Consider the following 18,679-nt stretch of genomic DNA (forward strand, 5'->3'; position numbering starts at 1 on the left):
TGGTGAAATTAATCAATTTCTTCGAAATCCACATAATCCCCTACGTCTTTATTAGAAGCTTTCTTTTTCGGTATTTTATCTATACTAACCTCTCCTTCTTTTTTTGGCTTTGCCTGCTCCTGTTGCTTTTGAAACTGCCCAAACTGATCACCAAAACGTTGTTCGGCTTTTTTGGCAACAAATCGAATTAAAAACGGAGAAAATAAACGGGCAAGTATCTTAATTCCAAAATAAACCAGCAAAATGATAAGTATCATTCTTACTAAACCCGTTGCCGATGCAAATTGTAGCATAAAAATTCTTTTTAACAAAAATACAATTCTACTTGTTTAAAAAACGTTCAAATATGATAAAAAAAGTATAAAATATCTATATTTGAGAACACGTTAATGAATTAAATAAAAATGTGTCACGAAGTTTTATACTTGTTATAACATAAAAATTTAATTATGAAGCCTTTCAAATCTACTATCCTAATCTTTATATGCTTAATTACCACACACGCCTTTAGTCAATACACTGATGTTATAAACTCTAACAGACCTGGAGTTTCAAGAAGTGCTTTCTCTGTTGGAAAAAATGTAGTACAATTTGAAATCGGCCCTTATTTTGTAAAAGAAAAGCGCACACCAGCTACCACCTATGAAGTTTCTGGCTTAGGCGTTGATTTTGCAGCTAGATATGGCTTATTATTTGAAGAATTAGAGATTAGTTTAGAAGGAAACTATCAAAACGACACTAAGAGATACACCTATTCAGTTGATGCTAAAGATAATAGAGCCAATTTCAAGCATGTTACTTTAGGAGCTAAATACCTGGTATTTGACCCATATAAAAATGAAGAGGCCAATAAACCAAATTTATACAGTTGGAAAGCTAACCATAGCTTTCAATGGAGACACCTAATTCCTGCTATATCAGTTTACGCCGGAGCAAATTATGACACTAAAAACAACCCATATACGGCGCCTGGAATTGAAGGCTTTAGTCCAAAGATAATGATAGCAACTCAGAACAACTTTTCTGGTGGTTGGGTGTTTGTTATGAATTTAATTAAGGATAGAATTGGTACAGACCAATCAGACTTTCAATATATTCTTACTCTTACTCATTCTTTTAATCCAAAATGGGTGGTTTTTGGAGAAACTCAAGGTATAAAAAGTGATTTTTACGCAGACAATTTGTTTAGAGTTGGCGGTGCTTATTTATTTGGTAAAGATTTTCAACTAGACACGGCAATAACTTTTAACTCAAAAGACACGCCTTCTGTATTTGGTGTTAGTATAGGGGCTTCCTATAGATTAGATTTTCATAAAGACCCTGAAGAAAAGAATAGTGAAAATATGTTGGAATCCAGTAAAGGTTCTAAAAGGACTAAATCTTCAAAAAGAAAGAAGAGAAAATCTGATGTATTTGATGACAACAATAAGACAAAAAAGCAAAAAAAGAAAGAAATTGATTTTGATGACAACTAACCAACAAAGACGTTAACCCTAAATGATTACAATTAAAGAAGTAAGTTCCAAAAAGAATTTAAAAGCGTTTGTAAAATTTCCTTTCAAGCTTTATAAAGATTCTGAATACTGGACACCTCCTATAATTAGCCAAGAATTAAAAACATTCGACAAAAAAGAAAACCCTGTTTTTAAAGATGCGGAAGCTAGATTATTTCTAGCCTATAAGGGAAATGAACTGGTTGGAAGAGTAGCCGCCATTATTAACTGGTTAGAGGTAAAAAATCAAGATCAACGGAAAATGCGGTTTGGATGGTTTGATTTTATTGATGATATAGAAGTTTCTAAAGCTTTACTTAATAAAGTAGAAAATATTGGAAAAGCAAATAATTTGGACTATACAGAAGGACCCGTAGGTTTTTCAAACCTTGATAAAGTAGGTGTTGTAACAGATGGCTTTGATACTATTGCTCCAATGGTTACTTGGTACAACCACCCTTACTATGTAAATCATTATGAATCGGCTGGTTACACCATTGAAAAAGCTTATTCAGAAAGCATATTCCCATTTAAAAACGTAAAGCCTGAATTCTTTTATAAAGCACAAGAACTTATAAAAAGGCGTTATCAACTTACTGCTCTTAAATTTACCAAGACAGAAGAGGTTATGCCTTATGTTGATAAAATGTTTGATTTATTTAATAAGAGTTATGCTTCCTTATCAAGTTTTGTTGAAATTACAGATATTCAAAAAGAGTATTTCAAAAAGAAGTTTATAAGCTTTGTAAATCCAGAATACATCAAGTTTGTTATTGATAAAAATGATGAATTGGTTGGTTTCGCCATTGTAATGCCAGCCTTTGCTAAGGCACTTCAAAAAGCTAATGGAAAGTTATTTCCTATTGGATTTTCTCATATTTTAAAAGCGAAAAAGAATAGTAAAGATGTTATTTTTTATCTAATAGGCATACATCCAGATTACCAAAACAAAGGGGTTCATGCTGTTATTTTTAATGAATACTATAACACATTTACTGAAAAAGGTATAGAAACATGTTATAGAACGCCAGAATTGGAAGACAACGTTGCCATTCATAAAATATGGAAACACTTTGATCCTGTTGTTTATAGACGAAGAAAAACATACAGAAAGAGTTTAGCATAAAAAAGTCCGATTTACATAATCGGACTTTTAATTTATATTTTACACTTCTAAACTACTCTCCCATAGCAGCCATAACTGCAGCAGATAAGCGCTTATAAGTTCCATTTTCAAGTCTTTCTCTAATGCTTTCAAAGGCAGCAAGAGTTTCCTTAACATCTTCTAATGTATGTGTAGCAGTTGGAATTAAACGCAATAATATCATTCCTTTAGGAATAACTGGATATACTACTATAGAACAGAAGATACCGTAGTTCTCACGTAAATCTTTAACCAAGGCCATAGCTTCTGGAATACTTCCTTTTAAATATACTGGAGTCACACAACTTTGCGTAGTACCAATATCAAAACCACGTTCTTTTAAACCAGACTGTAAAGTATTTACGTTCTCCCATAATTTTGCCTTTAATTCTGGCATCGTCTTAAGCATGTCTAAACGTTTAAGTGCCCCAACAACCAATTGCATTTGCAATGATTTGGCAAACATTTGAGAACGAAGATTATACTTTAAATAATCAATAATTTCCTGATCACCAGCAATGAATGCTCCCGTACTTGCCAATGATTTAGCAAACGTAGCAAAATATACATCAATATCTTTTTGAACGCCTTGCTCCTCACCCGCACCAGCTCCTGTAACACCTAAAGTACCAAAACCATGAGCATCATCAACAAACAATCTGAAATTAAATTTCTCTTTTAAAGCTACAATTTCTTTTAAACGACCTTGTTCTCCTCTCATTCCAAACACACCTTCAGAAATAACTAAAATTCCTCCGCCAGTTTGTTCTGCCATTTTAGTGGCTCGTTCTAAGTTCTTCTCTAAACTTTCAACATCATTATGCTTATAAGTAAAACGTTTACCCATATGCAAACGAACTCCATCAATTATACAAGCATGAGCATCAACATCATAAACAATAATATCATCTTTAGCAACAAGTGCATCAATTGTAGATACCATACCTTGGTATCCAAAATTTAAAAGATAAGCAGCTTCTTTACTTACAAAAGATGCTAATTCATCTTGAAGTTTTTCATGTAAATCTGTGTGACCTGACATCATTCTAGCTCCCATAGGGTAAGCAGAACCATATTGAGCTGCAGCTTCAGCATCCACTTTTCTAATCTCTGGATGATTTGCTAAACCCAAATAATCATTGATACTCCAAGTTATAACTTCTTTTCCTTGAAATTTCATTCTATTTGAAATCTCTCCTTCTAATTTAGGAAACACAAAATATCCTTCAGCTTGAGACGCCCACTTTCCTAATGGCCCTTTATCTTTATAAATCTTTTCAAATAAATCTTTCATTTATATAAATCTAAATGCTTTAAATTATGATATAACTAAAAAAGGAAGTGCATTAAAAGCAAGCTAAATAATGAATTATTTAGACGTAATTCTTAAAAAGATTAGTCCTTAGTTAGTTCTTGCAAAATTAATTATTTTAATGGTTTAAGCATAATTTTTATTGCTCAATTATCAAAAATTAAAAAAGAGATTAAATTTTGCTATACAACAAAAACCAATCTCTCTTTTTTAACAGTAGTATAACACTATTTTATGTACTGAACTTTTTCAACAGTTTCCTCGTGAACACTGTCAAAAAAGCCTTGATCATTCATCCATTTATCACTATAAACTTTACTCATATATCTTGAGCCGTGATCTGGAAATATAACGACAACTTTATCATCTTCTTTAAATTCTCCTGCTTCGTTAAGCTGTTTTAAAGCTTGAACAACCGCTCCTGAAGTATAGCCAACAAACATACCTTCTGTCTTAGCAATTTGTCTAGCAGTATGAGCACTATCCTCATCTGTTACTTTAATAAACTCATCAATTGTATCAAAATCAGTAGCCGCCGGAATAAGATTTTTACCTAATCCTTCAATTCTATAAGGGTAAATTTCTTTCTCATCAAACTCTCTAGTTTCATGATACTTTTTTATAACCGATCCAAAAGCATCAACTCCAATAACTTTTACATTGGGGTTTTGTTCTTTTATATATTTTGCAGTACCAGAAATAGTTCCACCAGTTCCACTACAGGCAACTAAATGTGTTATAGTTCCTTCTGTTTGATTCCAAATTTCTTTACCAGTTCCATGATAGTGTGCATCAATATTCAATTGATTGAAATATTGATTGATGTATACCGAACCTTTTCTTTCCTGATGTAAACGTTTTGCAACTTCGTAATAAGATCTTGGGTCATCTGCACTAACATGAGCAGGACATACAAAAACCTGGGCTCCCATGGTTTTAAGCATATCTATTTTATCTGGTGACGATTTAGAACTAACTGCTAAAACACATTCATAACCCTTAATAATACTAACCATAGCTAAACTAAATCCGGTGTTACCCGATGTAGTTTCAATGATAGTATCACCTGGTTTTAATATGCCTTTCTTTTCGGCTTGTTCTATAATATAAAGTGCAATTCTGTCTTTGGAAGAATGTCCTGGATTAAAGGATTCGATTTTAGCATAAAAATCGCCTTTAAAGTTTGAGGTTATTTTGTTAAGCTTAACAAGCGGCGTGTTGCCTATTAAATCTAAAACACTTTTAAAAACCTTGTTTTCTTGTTTCATTAAATGCTTTTTACAAGCCACAAATTTATTGTTAAAATGTGCCTTAAAACCTGACAAAAGTAAGGTTTTTTTTTAAATTACGCATTAATACCTTCCAAATCTAACAAAAATGCATATTCAAGGGCAATTTCTTTTAAACTTTCAAATCTACCCGATGCACCACCATGTCCAGAATCCATGTCTGTGTGCAATAATAATTTGTTAGAATCTGTTTTAAACTCCCGCAATTTAGCTACCCATTTGGCAGGTTCCCAATACTGCACTTGAGAATCGTGTAACCCTGTTGTTACCAACATATTTGGGTATTCTTTAGTTTCTACATTATCATAAGGAGAATACGATTTCATATACTTGTAATATTCAGCATTGTTAGGATTTCCCCATTCGTCATATTCACCTGTGGTTAAAGGAATAGTATCATCTAACATAGTTGTAACTACATCAACAAAGGGAACAGCTGCCAAAATACCCTTATACAATTCTGGATTTATATTTATAATAGCACCCATCAATAAGCCTCCCGCAGATCCACCATATGCATACAAATGATCTTTTGAAGTATATTTTTGCTCAATTAAAAATTTCGAACAATCTATAAAATCGAAAAATGTTTTCTTCTTAAAAAGTAATTTTCCGTTTTCATACCAATCTCTACCTAAATATTCACTTCCTCTAGTATGTGCAATGGCATAAATAAAACCTCTATCAAGCAGGCTTAATCTAATAGTTGAAAACGATGGGTCTATAGTTGACCCATAAGAACCATAGGCATATTGTAACAAGGGGTTTGATCCATCTAATTTTATTCCCTTTTTATAAACTAAAGAAATTGGCACCTTTACTCCATCTCTTGCCGTAGCCCAAATTCTTTTGGATTCATAATTATCCTTATCAAACTTTCCTCCTAAAACTTCTTGTTCCTTTTTTACTTGGCGTTTTTTGGTCTTAAATTTATAGTCTATTACAGAGTTTGGTGTTATTAGTGAATTATAAATATAACGTAAGCAATCACTATCAAAATCCGGATTACTACCAATATAAATTGTATAGGTTTCAGAAGGAATGGACAGGTAATAATCTTCTTTATCAACCCAACTAATTATTCGCAATTTGTTTAATCCATTTTTCCGTTCATTAACTACTAAATAATCTTTGAAAATTTCAATATCTTCAAGAAGAACATCTTTTCTATGTGGAATTACTTCTTGCCAGTGTTCAATGCTTGTCTTATTTTCGTCCGCTTTTAAAAGTTTAAAATTGGTTGCACCGTCACAGTTTGCCATAATGTAAAAGTAACCGTTATAGTGTGCTATACTATATTCTAAATCTTTTTGACGCTCTTGAAAAACTTTAAATTGTCCATCAGGATTATTAGCATCTAAAAAACGATATTCTGTAGACAAAGTACTTGCACAACCAATAACAATGTGTTTTTTTGACTTGGTTTTATAGACAAACGTATTATAAGTATCATCTTCTTCAAAATACACTACTTTATCATCTTTAGAATTAGCTCCTAGTTTATGTTTAAGTATTTTATGTGAACGAAGTGTTACTTCATCTTTCATGGCGTAAAACAAGGTCTTGTTATCATTAGCCCAAGTAACACTGCCAGTAGTGTTTTTGATACAATCTTCTAAAACATTACCAGTTTCTAAATTCTTAATCCGAATAGTATACTGACGCCTACTTACTATATCTGTTGTATAAGCAGCCAACTTGTTATCAGGGCTTATTGCAATACCTCCTAATTTAAAGTATGTATGCTCCTTTGCCATTTCATTACAATCAAACAGCACCTCCTCTTTAGCTTCTAAGCTCTCTTTTTTTCTGGCATAAATTGGATAATCTTTTCCTTTTTCAAATCGAGTTAAGTACCAATAGCCGTTTAACTTATAAGGAACTGATGTATCATCTTCTTTAATTCTAGATTTCATTTCTTCAAATAAATCTTTCTGAAAAGATTCAGTGTGCTGCATAACCTGCTTGGTGTATTCATTTTCAGCATTTAAATAATCAATAACTTCTTGATTGTCTCTATCGTTTAACCAATAATAGTTATCAATTCTAACATCATTATGAATACTAAGCTCTTTAGGCCTTTTCACAGCTGCTGGGGCTTTAATTGATTTTTCCAAATTCTTGAAATTTTAGCTGTCAAAAATATAAAAATTAAATAGCTTTGTACCGATTTAAAATACTAAAGATTATGTTTGGAGATATGATGAATATGATGGGGAAACTAAAGGAAACCCAGAAAAAAGTTGAAGAAACAAAAAAAAGGTTAGATACAGTTTTAGTCGATGAGAATAGTAACGATAATAAACTAAAGATAACTCTTACAGCTAATAGAGAAATTAAATCTATAAGAATTGATGATGAGTTGCTTAAGGACAAAGAACAACTTGAAGATTACTTAATACTTACACTCAATAAAGCCATTGAGAAGGCAACTAATATTAATGAAGCAGAATTAGCCGCTGTAGCTAAAGAAGGCATGCCAAACATTCCGGGAATGGATATGTTCAAATAAGAACTTAAATTTCTTTTAGCGATTTTAATACTATTTTATGCATATTATTGGTGTAATCTAGATGAGTAACCAATCGTAGTTTTTTACTTCCCATACTTATAATATGAATATTTTTGTTTGCTAAACCTTGAACAAATGCTTTTTCATTTACATCATCATTTAGTTCAAAAATTATAATATTAGTTTCAATAGTTTCTACAACTTTAATAGCTGATAGTTGAGATAATGCACCACCTATTTCTTTGGCTCTTTTATGGTCTTCTACTAATCTGTCAATATTATTATCTATAGCATAAAGTCCTGCCGCAGCTAAATATCCTGCTTGACGCATATTACCACCAAAAACTTTTCTTATTCTTATGGCGTTTTGCATGATGTCTTCATTACCAACAAGAACCGAGCCTACTGGACAACCTAAACCTTTGCTCAAACAAACCGAAATGGTATCAAATATTTCGCCATAGTGTTTTGTGGTTTCTTCTTTAGCCACTAATGCATTCCACAATCTAGCACCATCTAAGTGATATGCTAATTTATTTGTATCGCATACTTTTCTAATCTTTACTAACTCATCAAAATCCCAACAAGCTCCTCCACCTTTATTAGTTGTATTTTCCACGGCAACCAGACTTGATGGTGCATACCAATAGTCAGATGGGTTTATGGCTTCCACAACTTGATCTGCTGTAAACATACCTCTTTCACCATCTAATAATTTACAAGAAACGCCACTATTAAATGCAACCCCTCCAGATTCGTAATTATAAATATGCGCGTACTTATCGCAAATAACTTGTTCTCCTGGGTTAGTATGTAATTTTAAAGCCGTTTGGTTTGCCATAGTTCCGCTAGGAAAAAATAATGCCTTTGATTTTCCAAACATATCTGCAACCTGATGTTCTAATTCTTTAACAGTTGGGTCTTCACTAAAAACATCATCACCAACCTTGGCCTGCATCATGGCATCAAGCATATCTTTAGATGGTTTTGTAACTGTATCGCTTCTTAAGTCTATTTTCATTTCGAAAAAATTAATGGTTAAAGCTAAAAAAATATCCGAAGTTATTTTTGCTAATCACTATTAATTCTATTTTTGTTCAAAACAAATTATTCTATGATAACTTCAGATCAAATTAAAGATCTTAATACCCGCCTCGACAAACTTAGGCACTATCTTTGACGTAGATAGAAAACTTATTGAAATACAAAACGAAGAAGAAAAAACCTTCGACCCCAACTTTTGGGATGACCCCAAAAAAGCAGAAATTGTAATGAAATCACTCAGAGTTAAAAAGAAATGGGTAGAAGATTACAATTTATTAAAGACCCAATTAGAAGATATAGAAGTACTTTATGAATTCTACAAAGAAGGTGACGCTGAAGCTGATGATGTAGTTAAACAGTATGAAGCTACATCTACCTTTCTAGAAGATACCGAGTTTAAAAACATGCTTTCTGATGAAGGTGACAGTCTAAGTGCCGTACTTCAAATTACTGCTGGTGCTGGAGGCACCGAAAGTTGTGATTGGGCAAGCATGCTCATGCGTATGTATTTAATGTATGCCGAAAAAAGCGGTTTCAAGGTGAAGGAATTAAACTATCAAGAAGGCGATGTAGCTGGAATTAAAACAGTGACTTTAGAAATTGATGGCGATTTTGCTTTTGGTTGGTTAAAAGGCGAAAATGGCGTTCACAGATTAGTTAGAATTTCTCCTTTTGATAGTAATGCGAAACGTCATACTAGTTTTGCTTCTGTTTATGTATATCCTTTAGTAGATGACACTATTGAGATTGATATTAATCCTTCAGATATTGAAATAACAACAGCAAGATCAAGTGGTGCTGGCGGACAAAATGTAAACAAGGTTGAAACAAAAGTTCAGTTATTACATAAACCAACAGGTATTCAAATTCAATGTTCTGAAACACGCTCACAACATGATAATAGAGATAGAGCCATGCAAATGTTACGCTCTCAATTATATGAAATAGAGTTGGAAAAACAACGAGCTCAAAGAGATGACATTGAAGCGAGTAAAATGAAAATTGAATGGGGAAGTCAAATTAGAAATTATGTGATGCACCCATACAAATTAGTTAAAGATGTGCGTACAGCTCATGAGACTGGAAATGTAGATGCTGTTATGAATGGCGAAATTAATAGCTTTTTAAAGTCCTATTTAATGACCATGGGACAGAAACAAGAAGGCACAGATCAATTATAATATGAGCAAAATAGATACTTTTATATTTGACCTTGGAGGTGTTTTAATCGATTGGCAACCTGAATTTGTTTATTTAGATGAATTCAATGGAGATCGAGAAAAAATGCAATGGTTTTTTGATAACATTTGTACTAACGAATGGAATGAAAACCAAGACGCAGGCTACTCAATGACAAAAGCTACAGAAGAAAGAGTCGCTATGTTTCCTGAGCACGAAAATCTTATTAGAATGTTCTACGGGAGATGGGTAGAAATGTTAGGAGATGAAATTTCCGGAACGGTAGATATTTTAAGAAAACTGGTAGATTCAAAAGAGTATAAAGTGGTTGCACTAACTAATTGGAGTGCAGAAACCTTCCCTATTGCAATAGATAGGTTTGAGTTTTTACAATGGTTTGAAGGAATTATTGTTTCAGGAGAAGAGAAAACAAGAAAACCATTTGATGAGATTTATCATTTAACCTTAAATAGGTTCAATATAAAAGCAGAAAACTCCATATTTATAGACGACAATGCAAGAAATATTGAAGCAGCTAACAAATTAGGCATTAATGGTATTCGGTTTAAAAGCCCAAAACAATTAATTGAAGATTTAAATCAATACAATATCAATTTATTATGATTAAAATATATCACAACAACCGCTGTAGTAAATCCCGTTTAGGAGTTGCGGCTTTAGAAGAATCTGGTAAAGATTTTGAAATTGTTAAATATTTAGAGAATGTCCCCTCAAAAGAAGAACTACAAGAAATCATCAACCTATTAGGTATCAAGCCTATAGAACTTGTTAGAAAAAATGAAGCTATTTGGAAACAGAATTATAAAGGGAAAGACTTAACAGATTCTGAAATCATTTCTGCCATGGTTGAAAACCCCAAACTTATTGAAAGACCTATAGTTATAAATGGTAATAAAGCAACTATTGGAAGACCTACAGAAAAGATATTAGATATAATTTAACATTTACCAATTCTATTAACATAACTTTAACCGAACTACACTAAACCATAGGTTATTTTTGCGGTCTTAAACATTAAACGTTTTGATGAACAGACTGATTATAACCTCCTTTTTAATGATATTGTGTGTATTTACTACTTACGCTCAACCACAACCACTAGAAAATTCTAAAGGGAATTCAATTGGTATTAAGGATGTTACCGTTACTGGAAAAGTAATTGACAAAGAGACTAAGGACCCTTTAGAATATGCTACCATTTCATTTTTCAGTAAAAAAGAAAACAAAATATTAACAGGAAGCATAACTGACGTTAATGGCGATTTTAGTGTGAAAGTACCTCAGGGTTTTTATGATATTAAAATTGAATACATTTCTTTTAAAACTAGAACTATTCCAAATAAACAAATTTCTAAAAACGAAAACATTGGTGTTTTTGAATTAGAAATTGATATGGAGTCTTTAGACGAAGTTGAAATTATTGCTGAAAGAACCACAGTTGAAGTGCGTTTAGATAAGAAAATTTATAATGTTGGTAAAGATTTAACTGTTAGAGGTGGAAACGTAAGTGATGTATTAGATAATGTACCCTCCGTCTCGGTTGATGCAGAAGGAAATGTAGCTTTAAGAGGAAACGAGAATGTTAGAATATTAATAAATGGAAAACCGTCTGGATTAGTAGGATTAAATTCATCTGATGCTTTACAACAACTTCCAGCTGAAGCTATTGAGAAAGTGGAAGTTATCACTTCCCCTTCAGCTAGATACGAAGCTGAGGGTACTGCAGGTATCTTGAATATAATCTTAAGAAGAAGTAAGTTATTAGGTTTAAACGGCGCTATAACAGCTAATGTTGGACACCCTGAATCTGCTGGTATATCTGGTAATATAAATTACAGAACAGGGAATGTTAACATCTTTAATACTGTTTCTTATAACTATGGCGAATCTATTGGGCATTGGTATACAACGACCACAAATAAGGAAGATAGAAGTGTGTTTGATGAAAAAAGAGATTGGACTAATGTTAGAAAAGGATTAACAAATAACATAGGTATTGAGTGGTATATAAATGATTCTGCTTCACTTACAACATCCTTAGTTTATAGCGAGGGTGATAGAGATAGATTTTCAGAGAACATAATTACTCAATTTGATTCAAACTTCAACCCCTTTTCAGAAAGCATTAGACTGGACCCAGAATTAGGTGACAACAAAACCATACAGTACTCTGTTAATTTCACCAAAAACTTTAAGTCAAGCGGACATAAATTAACTTTTGATTTTCAGTATGAAGAAAATGACCAAAATGAAAACTCTTTAATAAATAGTGATGGCGTTGACACAGATATTTTAAGCAATTTACAGGCCTCATCAAAAATATTATTACGGTCAGATTACATCCTACCTCTTGGAGAAAATAGTCAGTTCGAAATTGGTTATCGTGGAGATTACTCAGATAGCACAACCGACTATACCGTACTCCTACTTGATAATAACACGAATACCTTTGAAATAGACAGGAACCTCTCCAATGTGTTTAATTATAGAAATTATATCCATGCTGCTTATATGCAATTTGGAAGTAAGATTAATAAGTTTTCTTATTTGTTAGGATTGAGAATGGAAAACACACAATTAACCTTAGATCAACCAACTAGTGGAGATTTTGAAAGAAGAAATTTAACGGGTCTATTTCCAACAGTCAACTTAAGTTATGAGTTTAGTGAAGATCAAAATATTACTCTAGGATTTAACAGAAGGTTAAGTAGGCCTTGGTCTTTCTTTTTAAACCCCTATCCATCAAGAAGTAGTTTAACAAATGTCTTTCAGGGAAACCCAGGATTGAATCCTACTTATGCCGGAAAGATTGATTTGGGTTATTTAAATAGAATGGGGAAATTCATTTTATCATCGTCTTTATATCACCAGCATTCTACTAATATCTTTAAATTTATAAGTTCTGAAACAGGTGAGTTTGTAAATATTGACGGACGTGATCTTCCTGTAATTGTTAGGTCTCCTGGAAACGTAGCATCAGAGGATCGTTTAGGATTTGAATTTAATTTAACCTATTCCCCTTCTAGAAAATGGCGTATGAACACCAACTTTAACCTTTTTAATTCTGTTGTTGATGGAGAAGCCAATGGTATTAATTTTGACTATGAAAACTTAAGTTGGAACGCCAGGTTCTCAAATAAATACACCTTACCCGGAAGCATTGATTGGCAATCAAACTTTAGCTACAGAGGTCGTACAGAAGATGCTCAAAATGTAAGAGAAGGTGTGTTTGGTATAAATCAAGCTTTTAGTAAAGATTTATTCAAAGAAAAGGCCTCAATTGCTTTTAGCATAAATGATTTACTAAATAGTAACAAATTTGGTGGTACCGTAGATACTCCTTTATTTTTTACTGAAAGAGACATACGCTATAGGGGAGGCAGAACGTATAAGTTATCGTTTACATATAGGTTTAATCAAAAGAAAAAAGTAGAAAGAGGTCGTGGAGATTATGGCGGTGGCGGAGATGTTCAGATATAAATATTTAAATTTATAATCATAAAAAAGGGAAGCTAATTTAGCTTCCCTTTTTTATTCAATATATTTTAAAACTATGCCTCTTGACGTTTAGCTTTTTTTGCTTCTCTAATTTCTTTCATTCTTTCAATAAAAGCACCTCCAATCCAATAAGGAATCACAAAGGTTAACAAAAATATCATTAGCCAGAACCCAATTGTTAAAATGGTTAAAAAAGCTAAAAATCCTAAATATTGGTCAAAATCGAACATAATTGTAAGTTATCATTTATAAACTGCTGCAAAGATAATGTAAAGCTATTTGTTATACAATATCAATTTAAAAATTATTAACAGGGTTTTTCACAATGAAGAATTATTAAAAACATGGCTGAAAAACTAACAAAAATCATGTCTATAACCATCGAAAAAAAAGTAACTTTGTAGCTTACTATTAATAATTAAAACAATGAGTTTCAGAATAGAAAAAGACACTATGGGCGAGGTAAAAGTACCTGCCGATAAACTTTGGGGAGCCCAAACGGAAAGATCCAGGAATAACTTCAAAATTGGTCCTTCTGGATCGATGCCATTAGAAATAGTTTATGGTTTTGCATACTTAAAAAAGGCTGCTGCTTATACAAATTGCGATCTTGGAGTTTTACAAATTGAAAAAAGAGATTTAATTGCTGCTGTTTGTGATGAAATTTTAGAAGGAAAGCATGATGATCAATTTCCTTTGGTTATTTGGCAAACCGGTTCTGGTACTCAAAGTAACATGAATGTTAATGAGGTGGTTGCTAACAGAGCACATCAATTGGCCGGAAAGATTATTGGTGAAGGTGAAAAAACTATTCAACCAAATGATGACGTTAATAAATCACAATCATCCAACGACACCTTCCCTACTGGCATGCATATTGCTGCTTATAAAAAAGTAGTTGAGACAACAATTCCTGGTGTAAAACAATTAAGAGATACTTTAAATGAAAAATCAAAAGCATTTAAAGATGTAGTAAAAATTGGTAGAACCCATTTAATGGATGCTACACCTTTAACTCTTGGTCAAGAAATTTCTGGTTACGTTGCTCAATTAAATCATGGCATTAAAGCATTAGAAAACACCTTACCGCATTTAAGTGAATTAGCTTTAGGAGGAACAGCTGTTGGAACGGGGTTAAATACACCAAATGGATATGACAAACGCGTTGCTGAATTTATAGCTGAATTTACAAATTTACCATTTGTGACAGCACCTAATAAATTTGAGGCCTTAGCTGCTCATGATGCTTTAGTTGAAACACATGGTGCTTTAAAACAGTTAGCTGTTTCTCTAAATAAAATTGCAAATGATATTAGAATGATGGCTTCCGGACCAAGAAGTGGTATTGGTGAAATCATTATTCCGGCTAATGAACCAGGTAGTTCAATTATGCCGGGAAAAGTTAATCCAACACAATGTGAGGCCATGACAATGGTTTGTGCTCAAGTTATTGGTAATGACGTTACTGTTTCTGTTGGTGGAACTCAAGGTCATTATGAATTAAATGTGTTTAAACCTGTAATGGCAGCTAATGTGTTGCAGTCTGCTCAATTAATTGGTGATGCTTGTGTAAGTTTTGATGTAAATTGTGCAATAGGTATTGAACCTAATCATGCCGTAATTAAAGAATTACTTAATAATTCTTTAATGCTTGTAACAGCATTAAACACAAAAATAGGATACTATAAAGCTGCAGAAATTGCTAATACAGCTCACAAGAACGGGACAACCTTAAAAGAAGAGGCCATTAATTTGGGCTACGTAACAGCAGAGGAATATGATGCTTGGGTAAAACCAGAAGATATGGTTGGAAGTTTGAAATAATACTCAGTTCAAAAAATAATTATAAAAAAACAGGTAAATTAATTTACCTGTTTTTTTTTGGTTGGTTAGCTATCAATCCTTTGTACTTTTCATTCGTGAAAGGAAATCACCTCAAATATATTGTTTAACATATTGTTAACTATTAACAAATGTTAATAACTCTCTATTTTTTTTCTAATTCTACTTAATTGAACCGCTGTAATCCCTAAATAAGAAGCAATATGATACTGAGGGATAATTTCATCTACATTAGGTATTTTTTTCCTTAATTCTAAATATCTTTCTTTAGCATCAAGAGATATCAATTCTACCAAACGCCTTTCATACTTAATATAAACAACCTCTAAAACCCTAGAATACAAATCATTAATACTCTGATCCTTTTTACATAACTCTTTGAGCTTTTTGTAATCAATCTCAAACATTTTACAATCAGAAAGGGTCTCAAAAACAAATAATGAAGGTTTACTATTAATTAAAGCGGTTAAGGAGGCAACAAAACTTGTTGGGAGATAAAAAGATTTATTAAATTCTTTACCAGATTCTGTACTTAAATAACATCTTATTGTCCCAGAAATCAGCATATAAACTTTAGAAGGTACCTCACCAAGTTTAACAATTTGAGTCCCTGATTCTACTCGTTTGAAAGTTGTTATTTTATCTAATTCTAAAAATGTTTCTTCAGAAATCTCAATAAAGGAGTTTAAAAAGGCAAAATTTTGGTTCATTAATATTTAAGGAATTATGTTAGGGGTTTTATTGGTAATTCTAAAATAATGTCTCAATTATAAAATCACTTAATTAATCGATAACTTACATATAAACTTTTACCAATTACATTCATAAACTAGAATAATATAATACTACAAATCAAAAAGAAATTCTACATAAGGCTAAATAGCCAAACATTTTATTTAAAACAAAATCTATGGCAAAATAACTTTTATAGCCTCAAACCAAGCATCTATATCAGTTTTATTAGTGTTTAGAGCAAAACTTCCATTTCTTCCGTAAGGCCCATAAACTTCCTCTTTAGTAACAGAAAAGAAGCCCACTGTAGGCACTAATGAAGCACTAGCTAAATGCATCACTCCGTTATCAGCAGCTATAAATACAGCTGTGTTACGCAATACAGCTCCCATTTCTCTAATATCCTTACTATAGAAATTAGGTGCCTTAAAGTTAATCTTTGAAATATTTTCAATAGGCAGCATTTCTATTACGTTATAATCTGGATATTCCTTTAATAAACGTTGATAAAAGGTTACCCACCATTCTTCGGAATAACATTTATCTCCAGTTGCATTCGTGTAAATACAGATGGTCTTTTTATCATTTTTAACTAAATCATCCAGAATCTTTTTTCCGCCTGTAATTTCAGCCTCATTTAATTTAATATCAAGAACAGGAAGATCTTTGGAATTATAATCTAATCCCAACTTTTGCAAATAATATCTCAAATTATAAACAGGGTATTTTGAGATGTGTCTGTAATCTGGATATTTGTTTTGAATCTCCTCTGTTACTTCTCCAAAAATTTTGAATTTGGCTTTAGCTTGTTGTGTTAACAATCTTCCAGAAGATGAGTTTTTATCACCATTAATAACTAAATCATATTTTTTGTTTTTGACCGAAATCCAACTCTTAGCATATTTGAATAGATTATTAAATGGTTTTCTTGGAAGCTTAATAATCCTGTCTACTCTATCATAATTTTCAAATACGGGATGCGCTACTCCTCCTTTAACAAATAAATCAACGGTACAGTTAGGAAAGGTATTTAAAACCTCTTGTACTATGGGTGTTAATAATAGCTGGTTTCCTAAACGATGGTTGGGGCGAATGATTAAAACATTCTTAATAGCCTCAATTTCTAAATCTCCTTTTTTAGGTTCAGAGTAGGAATTACCAATATTTTTTGTAATGCTTTGGGTAAGCTTTCTTCTAAAACTATTAATACGGCTTTTAAAGGTCATTGTGAAATTGAGCTATGAATTAAAGTTGTCAAAAGTACAAATATAGTGTCTGTTAATCAAGCCTATTGAATCATACCTTTACTGCGGATTTTTGACTTTAAAGAACCCTATAAATAATACAATTAATAAAGCCATATTAACATAGCTAATATAACTGTATGACCCAAAGATTGTATAACAGTAACTAAAAATGGTTGGAGCTATTGCACTAGCAATAACTATAAAACTCATTATTTTACCAGTAATAGCCCCCAAATGTTTTCTGCCATAGTATTTGGGCCATGTCACGGCATTTACCACAGCAAACAAACCTCCTAAAATACCTAGTCCTGAAATTAGCAGATAAACACCTATTGGCTGTGCTAAAAGACATAAACCTATTGATGCTAAAAATCCACTAATAATCATAATAAGCACATAGATTTTATGCTTTATGTAATCACTTAAAATGTTGCACAAAGTGGAAACAGAAATGGCGATTACGGAAATTGGTAAAAATATGGATATAGCTTGTGATTTTGAAAAACCTTGGCTTTCAAAAATAGAAACCACATGAAATGTAAATCCAGTTATGAAGAAACTATTAAAGGCTAAAATTAATCCAATTATCCAAAAGGCTCTTGTTCGTTTTGCTTCCGAAAGTGTAAAATCAATATTAGGTTGAATTACATTAATAATTTCTGTTTGTTTAATCTTGCTTCCATCAGGTTTTAAATTAAAATCTTCAGGTTTATTTCGGTAAAATTGTAAAATAAAAAAACTAAATATAAATAAACAAAGCGCTAAAATCTGCCAACTTTTTTCCCAACCATTGCTATCAATTAAGTAGTTGAAAAATATGGGAGATACTGAAAAACCAAGTGAAACTCCAATACTACTTATTGAATTTACCTTCCCTCTGTTTTTGTCAAACCACAACATAATCATATTTCTAGAGGACATGGTGATGACACCTTGCCCGCTGAATCTTATTAAAAAGAACAAAACGGTAATAACAAGAAATGGAACTAGTGCAGATTGAACATTCAGTAGTTCTGAAAAGAAATTACTTATGTTAACCGAAAGCGAACATAAAACAAGAGAAAAACCCAATAATATTGCAGCAAAAAAGGCTACAAACCGTGCGCCAAATTTATCAAACCACCTCCCTGCTCTACTAATAAAAAAAGAACTTAAAAAAGTTCCTATCATATATGCATTACTAAATTGATTTCTTGTTAATCCTAAGGCATCCTTTACGGGGTCTGTAAAAACGGATACTCCAACTGTCTGCCCTGGAATACTTGCTAAAACACCGATGCTTCCAAAAAGAAGGACAACATATCCGTAAAAAACAGGCGATTTATTAGGGTTAATAATAGAAAACTTATTAGGATTGATCATATAT

17 protein-coding genes are annotated in these 18,679 nt (G+C 32.2%); 8 read left to right on the top strand and 9 right to left on the bottom strand.

From position 1 onward, the window contains the following. Positions 1 to 8: 8 nt before the first annotated feature. Positions 9 to 293: a DUF4834 family protein gene (locus tag FUA22_RS07910; protein WP_147767351.1), complete on the bottom strand. Its 285-nt coding sequence runs from the start codon at positions 291 to 293 to the stop codon at positions 9 to 11. Positions 294 to 449: 156 nt separating this feature from the next. On the opposite strand from FUA22_RS07910, the gene FUA22_RS07915 reads away from it, so the two are divergent. Beyond that, positions 450 to 1,475, top strand: coding sequence for a transporter (locus FUA22_RS07915; protein WP_147767352.1), 1,026 nt, complete (start codon positions 450 to 452; stop codon positions 1,473 to 1,475). Positions 1,476 to 1,497: 22 nt separating this feature from the next. Continuing rightward, positions 1,498 to 2,619: a GTP cyclohydrolase gene (locus tag FUA22_RS07920; protein ID WP_147767353.1), complete on the top strand. Its 1,122-nt coding sequence runs from the start codon at positions 1,498 to 1,500 to the stop codon at positions 2,617 to 2,619. A gap of 52 nt (positions 2,620 to 2,671) precedes the next feature. Here FUA22_RS07920 and FUA22_RS07925 read toward each other — a convergent pair whose 3' ends face one another. The 3 genes from FUA22_RS07925 to FUA22_RS07935 form a co-directional block, all read right to left on the bottom strand. Beyond that, complete coding sequence (locus FUA22_RS07925) at positions 2,672 to 3,931, bottom strand: aminotransferase class I/II-fold pyridoxal phosphate-dependent enzyme (RefSeq protein ID WP_147767354.1); 1,260 nt, start codon at positions 3,929 to 3,931, stop codon at positions 2,672 to 2,674. 245 nt (positions 3,932 to 4,176) lie between these two features. Further along, entirely contained in the window at positions 4,177 to 5,217 is a 1,041-nt protein-coding gene (locus FUA22_RS07930; RefSeq protein WP_147767355.1) for a PLP-dependent cysteine synthase family protein, read from the bottom strand. 77 nt (positions 5,218 to 5,294) lie between these two features. Beyond that, positions 5,295 to 7,355 carry a S9 family peptidase gene (locus FUA22_RS07935; RefSeq protein ID WP_147767356.1) on the bottom strand — a complete coding sequence of 687 codons (2,061 nt, stop codon included), beginning with the start codon at positions 7,353 to 7,355 and terminating at the stop codon, positions 5,295 to 5,297. A 71-nt stretch (positions 7,356 to 7,426) separates the two neighbouring features. Between FUA22_RS07935 and FUA22_RS07940 the strand changes: the two genes are divergently transcribed. Further along, the gene (locus FUA22_RS07940; protein WP_147767463.1) at positions 7,427 to 7,750 is read left to right on the top strand and encodes a YbaB/EbfC family nucleoid-associated protein; all 324 of its coding nucleotides are present in this window, start codon (positions 7,427 to 7,429) and stop codon (positions 7,748 to 7,750) included. Positions 7,751 to 7,754: 4 nt separating this feature from the next. Here FUA22_RS07940 and FUA22_RS07945 read toward each other — a convergent pair whose 3' ends face one another. After that, positions 7,755 to 8,771 (bottom strand): threonine aldolase family protein, encoded by a 1,017-nt coding sequence (locus FUA22_RS07945; protein WP_147767357.1) that lies wholly within the window; start codon positions 8,769 to 8,771, stop codon positions 7,755 to 7,757. Between the two features lie 93 nt (positions 8,772 to 8,864). Here FUA22_RS07945 and prfB point away from each other — a divergent pair. The 4 genes from prfB (at position 8,865) to FUA22_RS07965 (ending at position 13,474) form a co-directional block, all read left to right on the top strand. After that, positions 8,865 to 9,975, top strand: a protein-coding gene (gene prfB, locus FUA22_RS07950; RefSeq protein WP_147767358.1) for a peptide chain release factor 2 whose coding sequence is annotated in 2 segments (ribosomal slippage) — positions 8,865 to 8,927 and positions 8,929 to 9,975 — 1,110 coding nt in all. Because the reading frame shifts where the segments join, the coding sequence is not laid out codon by codon here. A gap of 1 nt (position 9,976) precedes the next feature. After that, positions 9,977 to 10,597 carry an HAD family hydrolase gene (locus FUA22_RS07955; protein ID WP_147767359.1) on the top strand — a complete coding sequence of 207 codons (621 nt, stop codon included), beginning with the start codon at positions 9,977 to 9,979 and terminating at the stop codon, positions 10,595 to 10,597. Beyond that, entirely contained in the window at positions 10,594 to 10,935 is a 342-nt protein-coding gene (gene arsC, locus FUA22_RS07960) for an arsenate reductase (glutaredoxin) (RefSeq protein ID WP_147767360.1), read from the top strand. Before FUA22_RS07955 ends, arsC begins: the two co-directional genes overlap by 4 nt. A gap of 115 nt (positions 10,936 to 11,050) precedes the next feature. Continuing rightward, positions 11,051 to 13,474 carry an outer membrane beta-barrel protein gene (locus tag FUA22_RS07965; RefSeq protein ID WP_241664786.1) on the top strand — a complete coding sequence of 808 codons (2,424 nt, stop codon included), beginning with the start codon at positions 11,051 to 11,053 and terminating at the stop codon, positions 13,472 to 13,474. 71 nt (positions 13,475 to 13,545) lie between these two features. On the opposite strand, the gene FUA22_RS18415 is transcribed toward FUA22_RS07965, so the two are convergent. Continuing rightward, positions 13,546 to 13,722, bottom strand: coding sequence for a hypothetical protein (locus FUA22_RS18415; protein ID WP_170309871.1), 177 nt, complete (start codon positions 13,720 to 13,722; stop codon positions 13,546 to 13,548). A gap of 196 nt (positions 13,723 to 13,918) precedes the next feature. Between FUA22_RS18415 and fumC the strand changes: the two genes are divergently transcribed. Continuing rightward, complete coding sequence (gene fumC / locus FUA22_RS07970) at positions 13,919 to 15,316, top strand: class II fumarate hydratase (RefSeq protein ID WP_147767362.1); 1,398 nt, start codon at positions 13,919 to 13,921, stop codon at positions 15,314 to 15,316. Positions 15,317 to 15,468: 152 nt separating this feature from the next. Here fumC and FUA22_RS07975 read toward each other — a convergent pair whose 3' ends face one another. The 3 genes from FUA22_RS07975 to FUA22_RS07985 form a co-directional block, all read right to left on the bottom strand. Next, on the bottom strand, positions 15,469 to 16,044 hold the full coding sequence (locus FUA22_RS07975) for a Crp/Fnr family transcriptional regulator (RefSeq protein ID WP_147767363.1): 576 nt from the start codon (positions 16,042 to 16,044) through the stop codon (positions 15,469 to 15,471). Positions 16,045 to 16,242: 198 nt separating this feature from the next. Continuing rightward, positions 16,243 to 17,292, bottom strand: a complete 1,050-nt coding sequence (locus FUA22_RS07980; protein WP_147767364.1) for a glycosyltransferase family 9 protein — start codon at positions 17,290 to 17,292, stop codon at positions 16,243 to 16,245. A gap of 78 nt (positions 17,293 to 17,370) precedes the next feature. Continuing rightward, positions 17,371 to 18,675, bottom strand: coding sequence for an MFS transporter (locus FUA22_RS07985; RefSeq protein WP_147767365.1), 1,305 nt, complete (start codon positions 18,673 to 18,675; stop codon positions 17,371 to 17,373). Between the last annotated feature and the right edge of the window lie 4 nt (positions 18,676 to 18,679).

This window comes from Seonamhaeicola maritimus (genome assembly GCF_008056315.1).
GTDB lineage: Bacteria > Bacteroidota > Bacteroidia > Flavobacteriales > Flavobacteriaceae > Seonamhaeicola > Seonamhaeicola maritimus.

Coding starts and splice junctions, on each gene's coding strand:
- arsC (WP_147767360.1), top strand. CDS start 10,594: ATGATTAAAATATATCACAACAACCGCTGTAGTAAATCCCGTTTAGGA.
- fumC (WP_147767362.1), top strand. CDS start 13,919: ATGAGTTTCAGAATAGAAAAAGACACTATGGGCGAGGTAAAAGTACCT.
- FUA22_RS07945 (WP_147767357.1), bottom strand. CDS start 8,771: ATGAAAATAGACTTAAGAAGCGATACAGTTACAAAACCATCTAAAGAT.
- FUA22_RS07975 (WP_147767363.1), bottom strand. CDS start 16,044: ATGAACCAAAATTTTGCCTTTTTAAACTCCTTTATTGAGATTTCTGAA.
- FUA22_RS07915 (WP_147767352.1), top strand. CDS start 450: ATGAAGCCTTTCAAATCTACTATCCTAATCTTTATATGCTTAATTACC.
- FUA22_RS07955 (WP_147767359.1), top strand. CDS start 9,977: ATGAGCAAAATAGATACTTTTATATTTGACCTTGGAGGTGTTTTAATC.
- FUA22_RS07965 (WP_241664786.1), top strand. CDS start 11,051: ATGATATTGTGTGTATTTACTACTTACGCTCAACCACAACCACTAGAA.
- FUA22_RS07910 (WP_147767351.1), bottom strand. CDS start 293: ATGCTACAATTTGCATCGGCAACGGGTTTAGTAAGAATGATACTTATC.
- FUA22_RS07940 (WP_147767463.1), top strand. CDS start 7,427: ATGTTTGGAGATATGATGAATATGATGGGGAAACTAAAGGAAACCCAG.
- FUA22_RS07930 (WP_147767355.1), bottom strand. CDS start 5,217: ATGAAACAAGAAAACAAGGTTTTTAAAAGTGTTTTAGATTTAATAGGC.
- FUA22_RS07980 (WP_147767364.1), bottom strand. CDS start 17,292: ATGACCTTTAAAAGCCGTATTAATAGTTTTAGAAGAAAGCTTACCCAA.
- FUA22_RS18415 (WP_170309871.1), bottom strand. CDS start 13,722: ATGTTCGATTTTGACCAATATTTAGGATTTTTAGCTTTTTTAACCATT.
- FUA22_RS07920 (WP_147767353.1), top strand. CDS start 1,498: ATGATTACAATTAAAGAAGTAAGTTCCAAAAAGAATTTAAAAGCGTTT.
- FUA22_RS07925 (WP_147767354.1), bottom strand. CDS start 3,931: ATGAAAGATTTATTTGAAAAGATTTATAAAGATAAAGGGCCATTAGGA.
- FUA22_RS07985 (WP_147767365.1), bottom strand. CDS start 18,675: ATGATCAATCCTAATAAGTTTTCTATTATTAACCCTAATAAATCGCCT.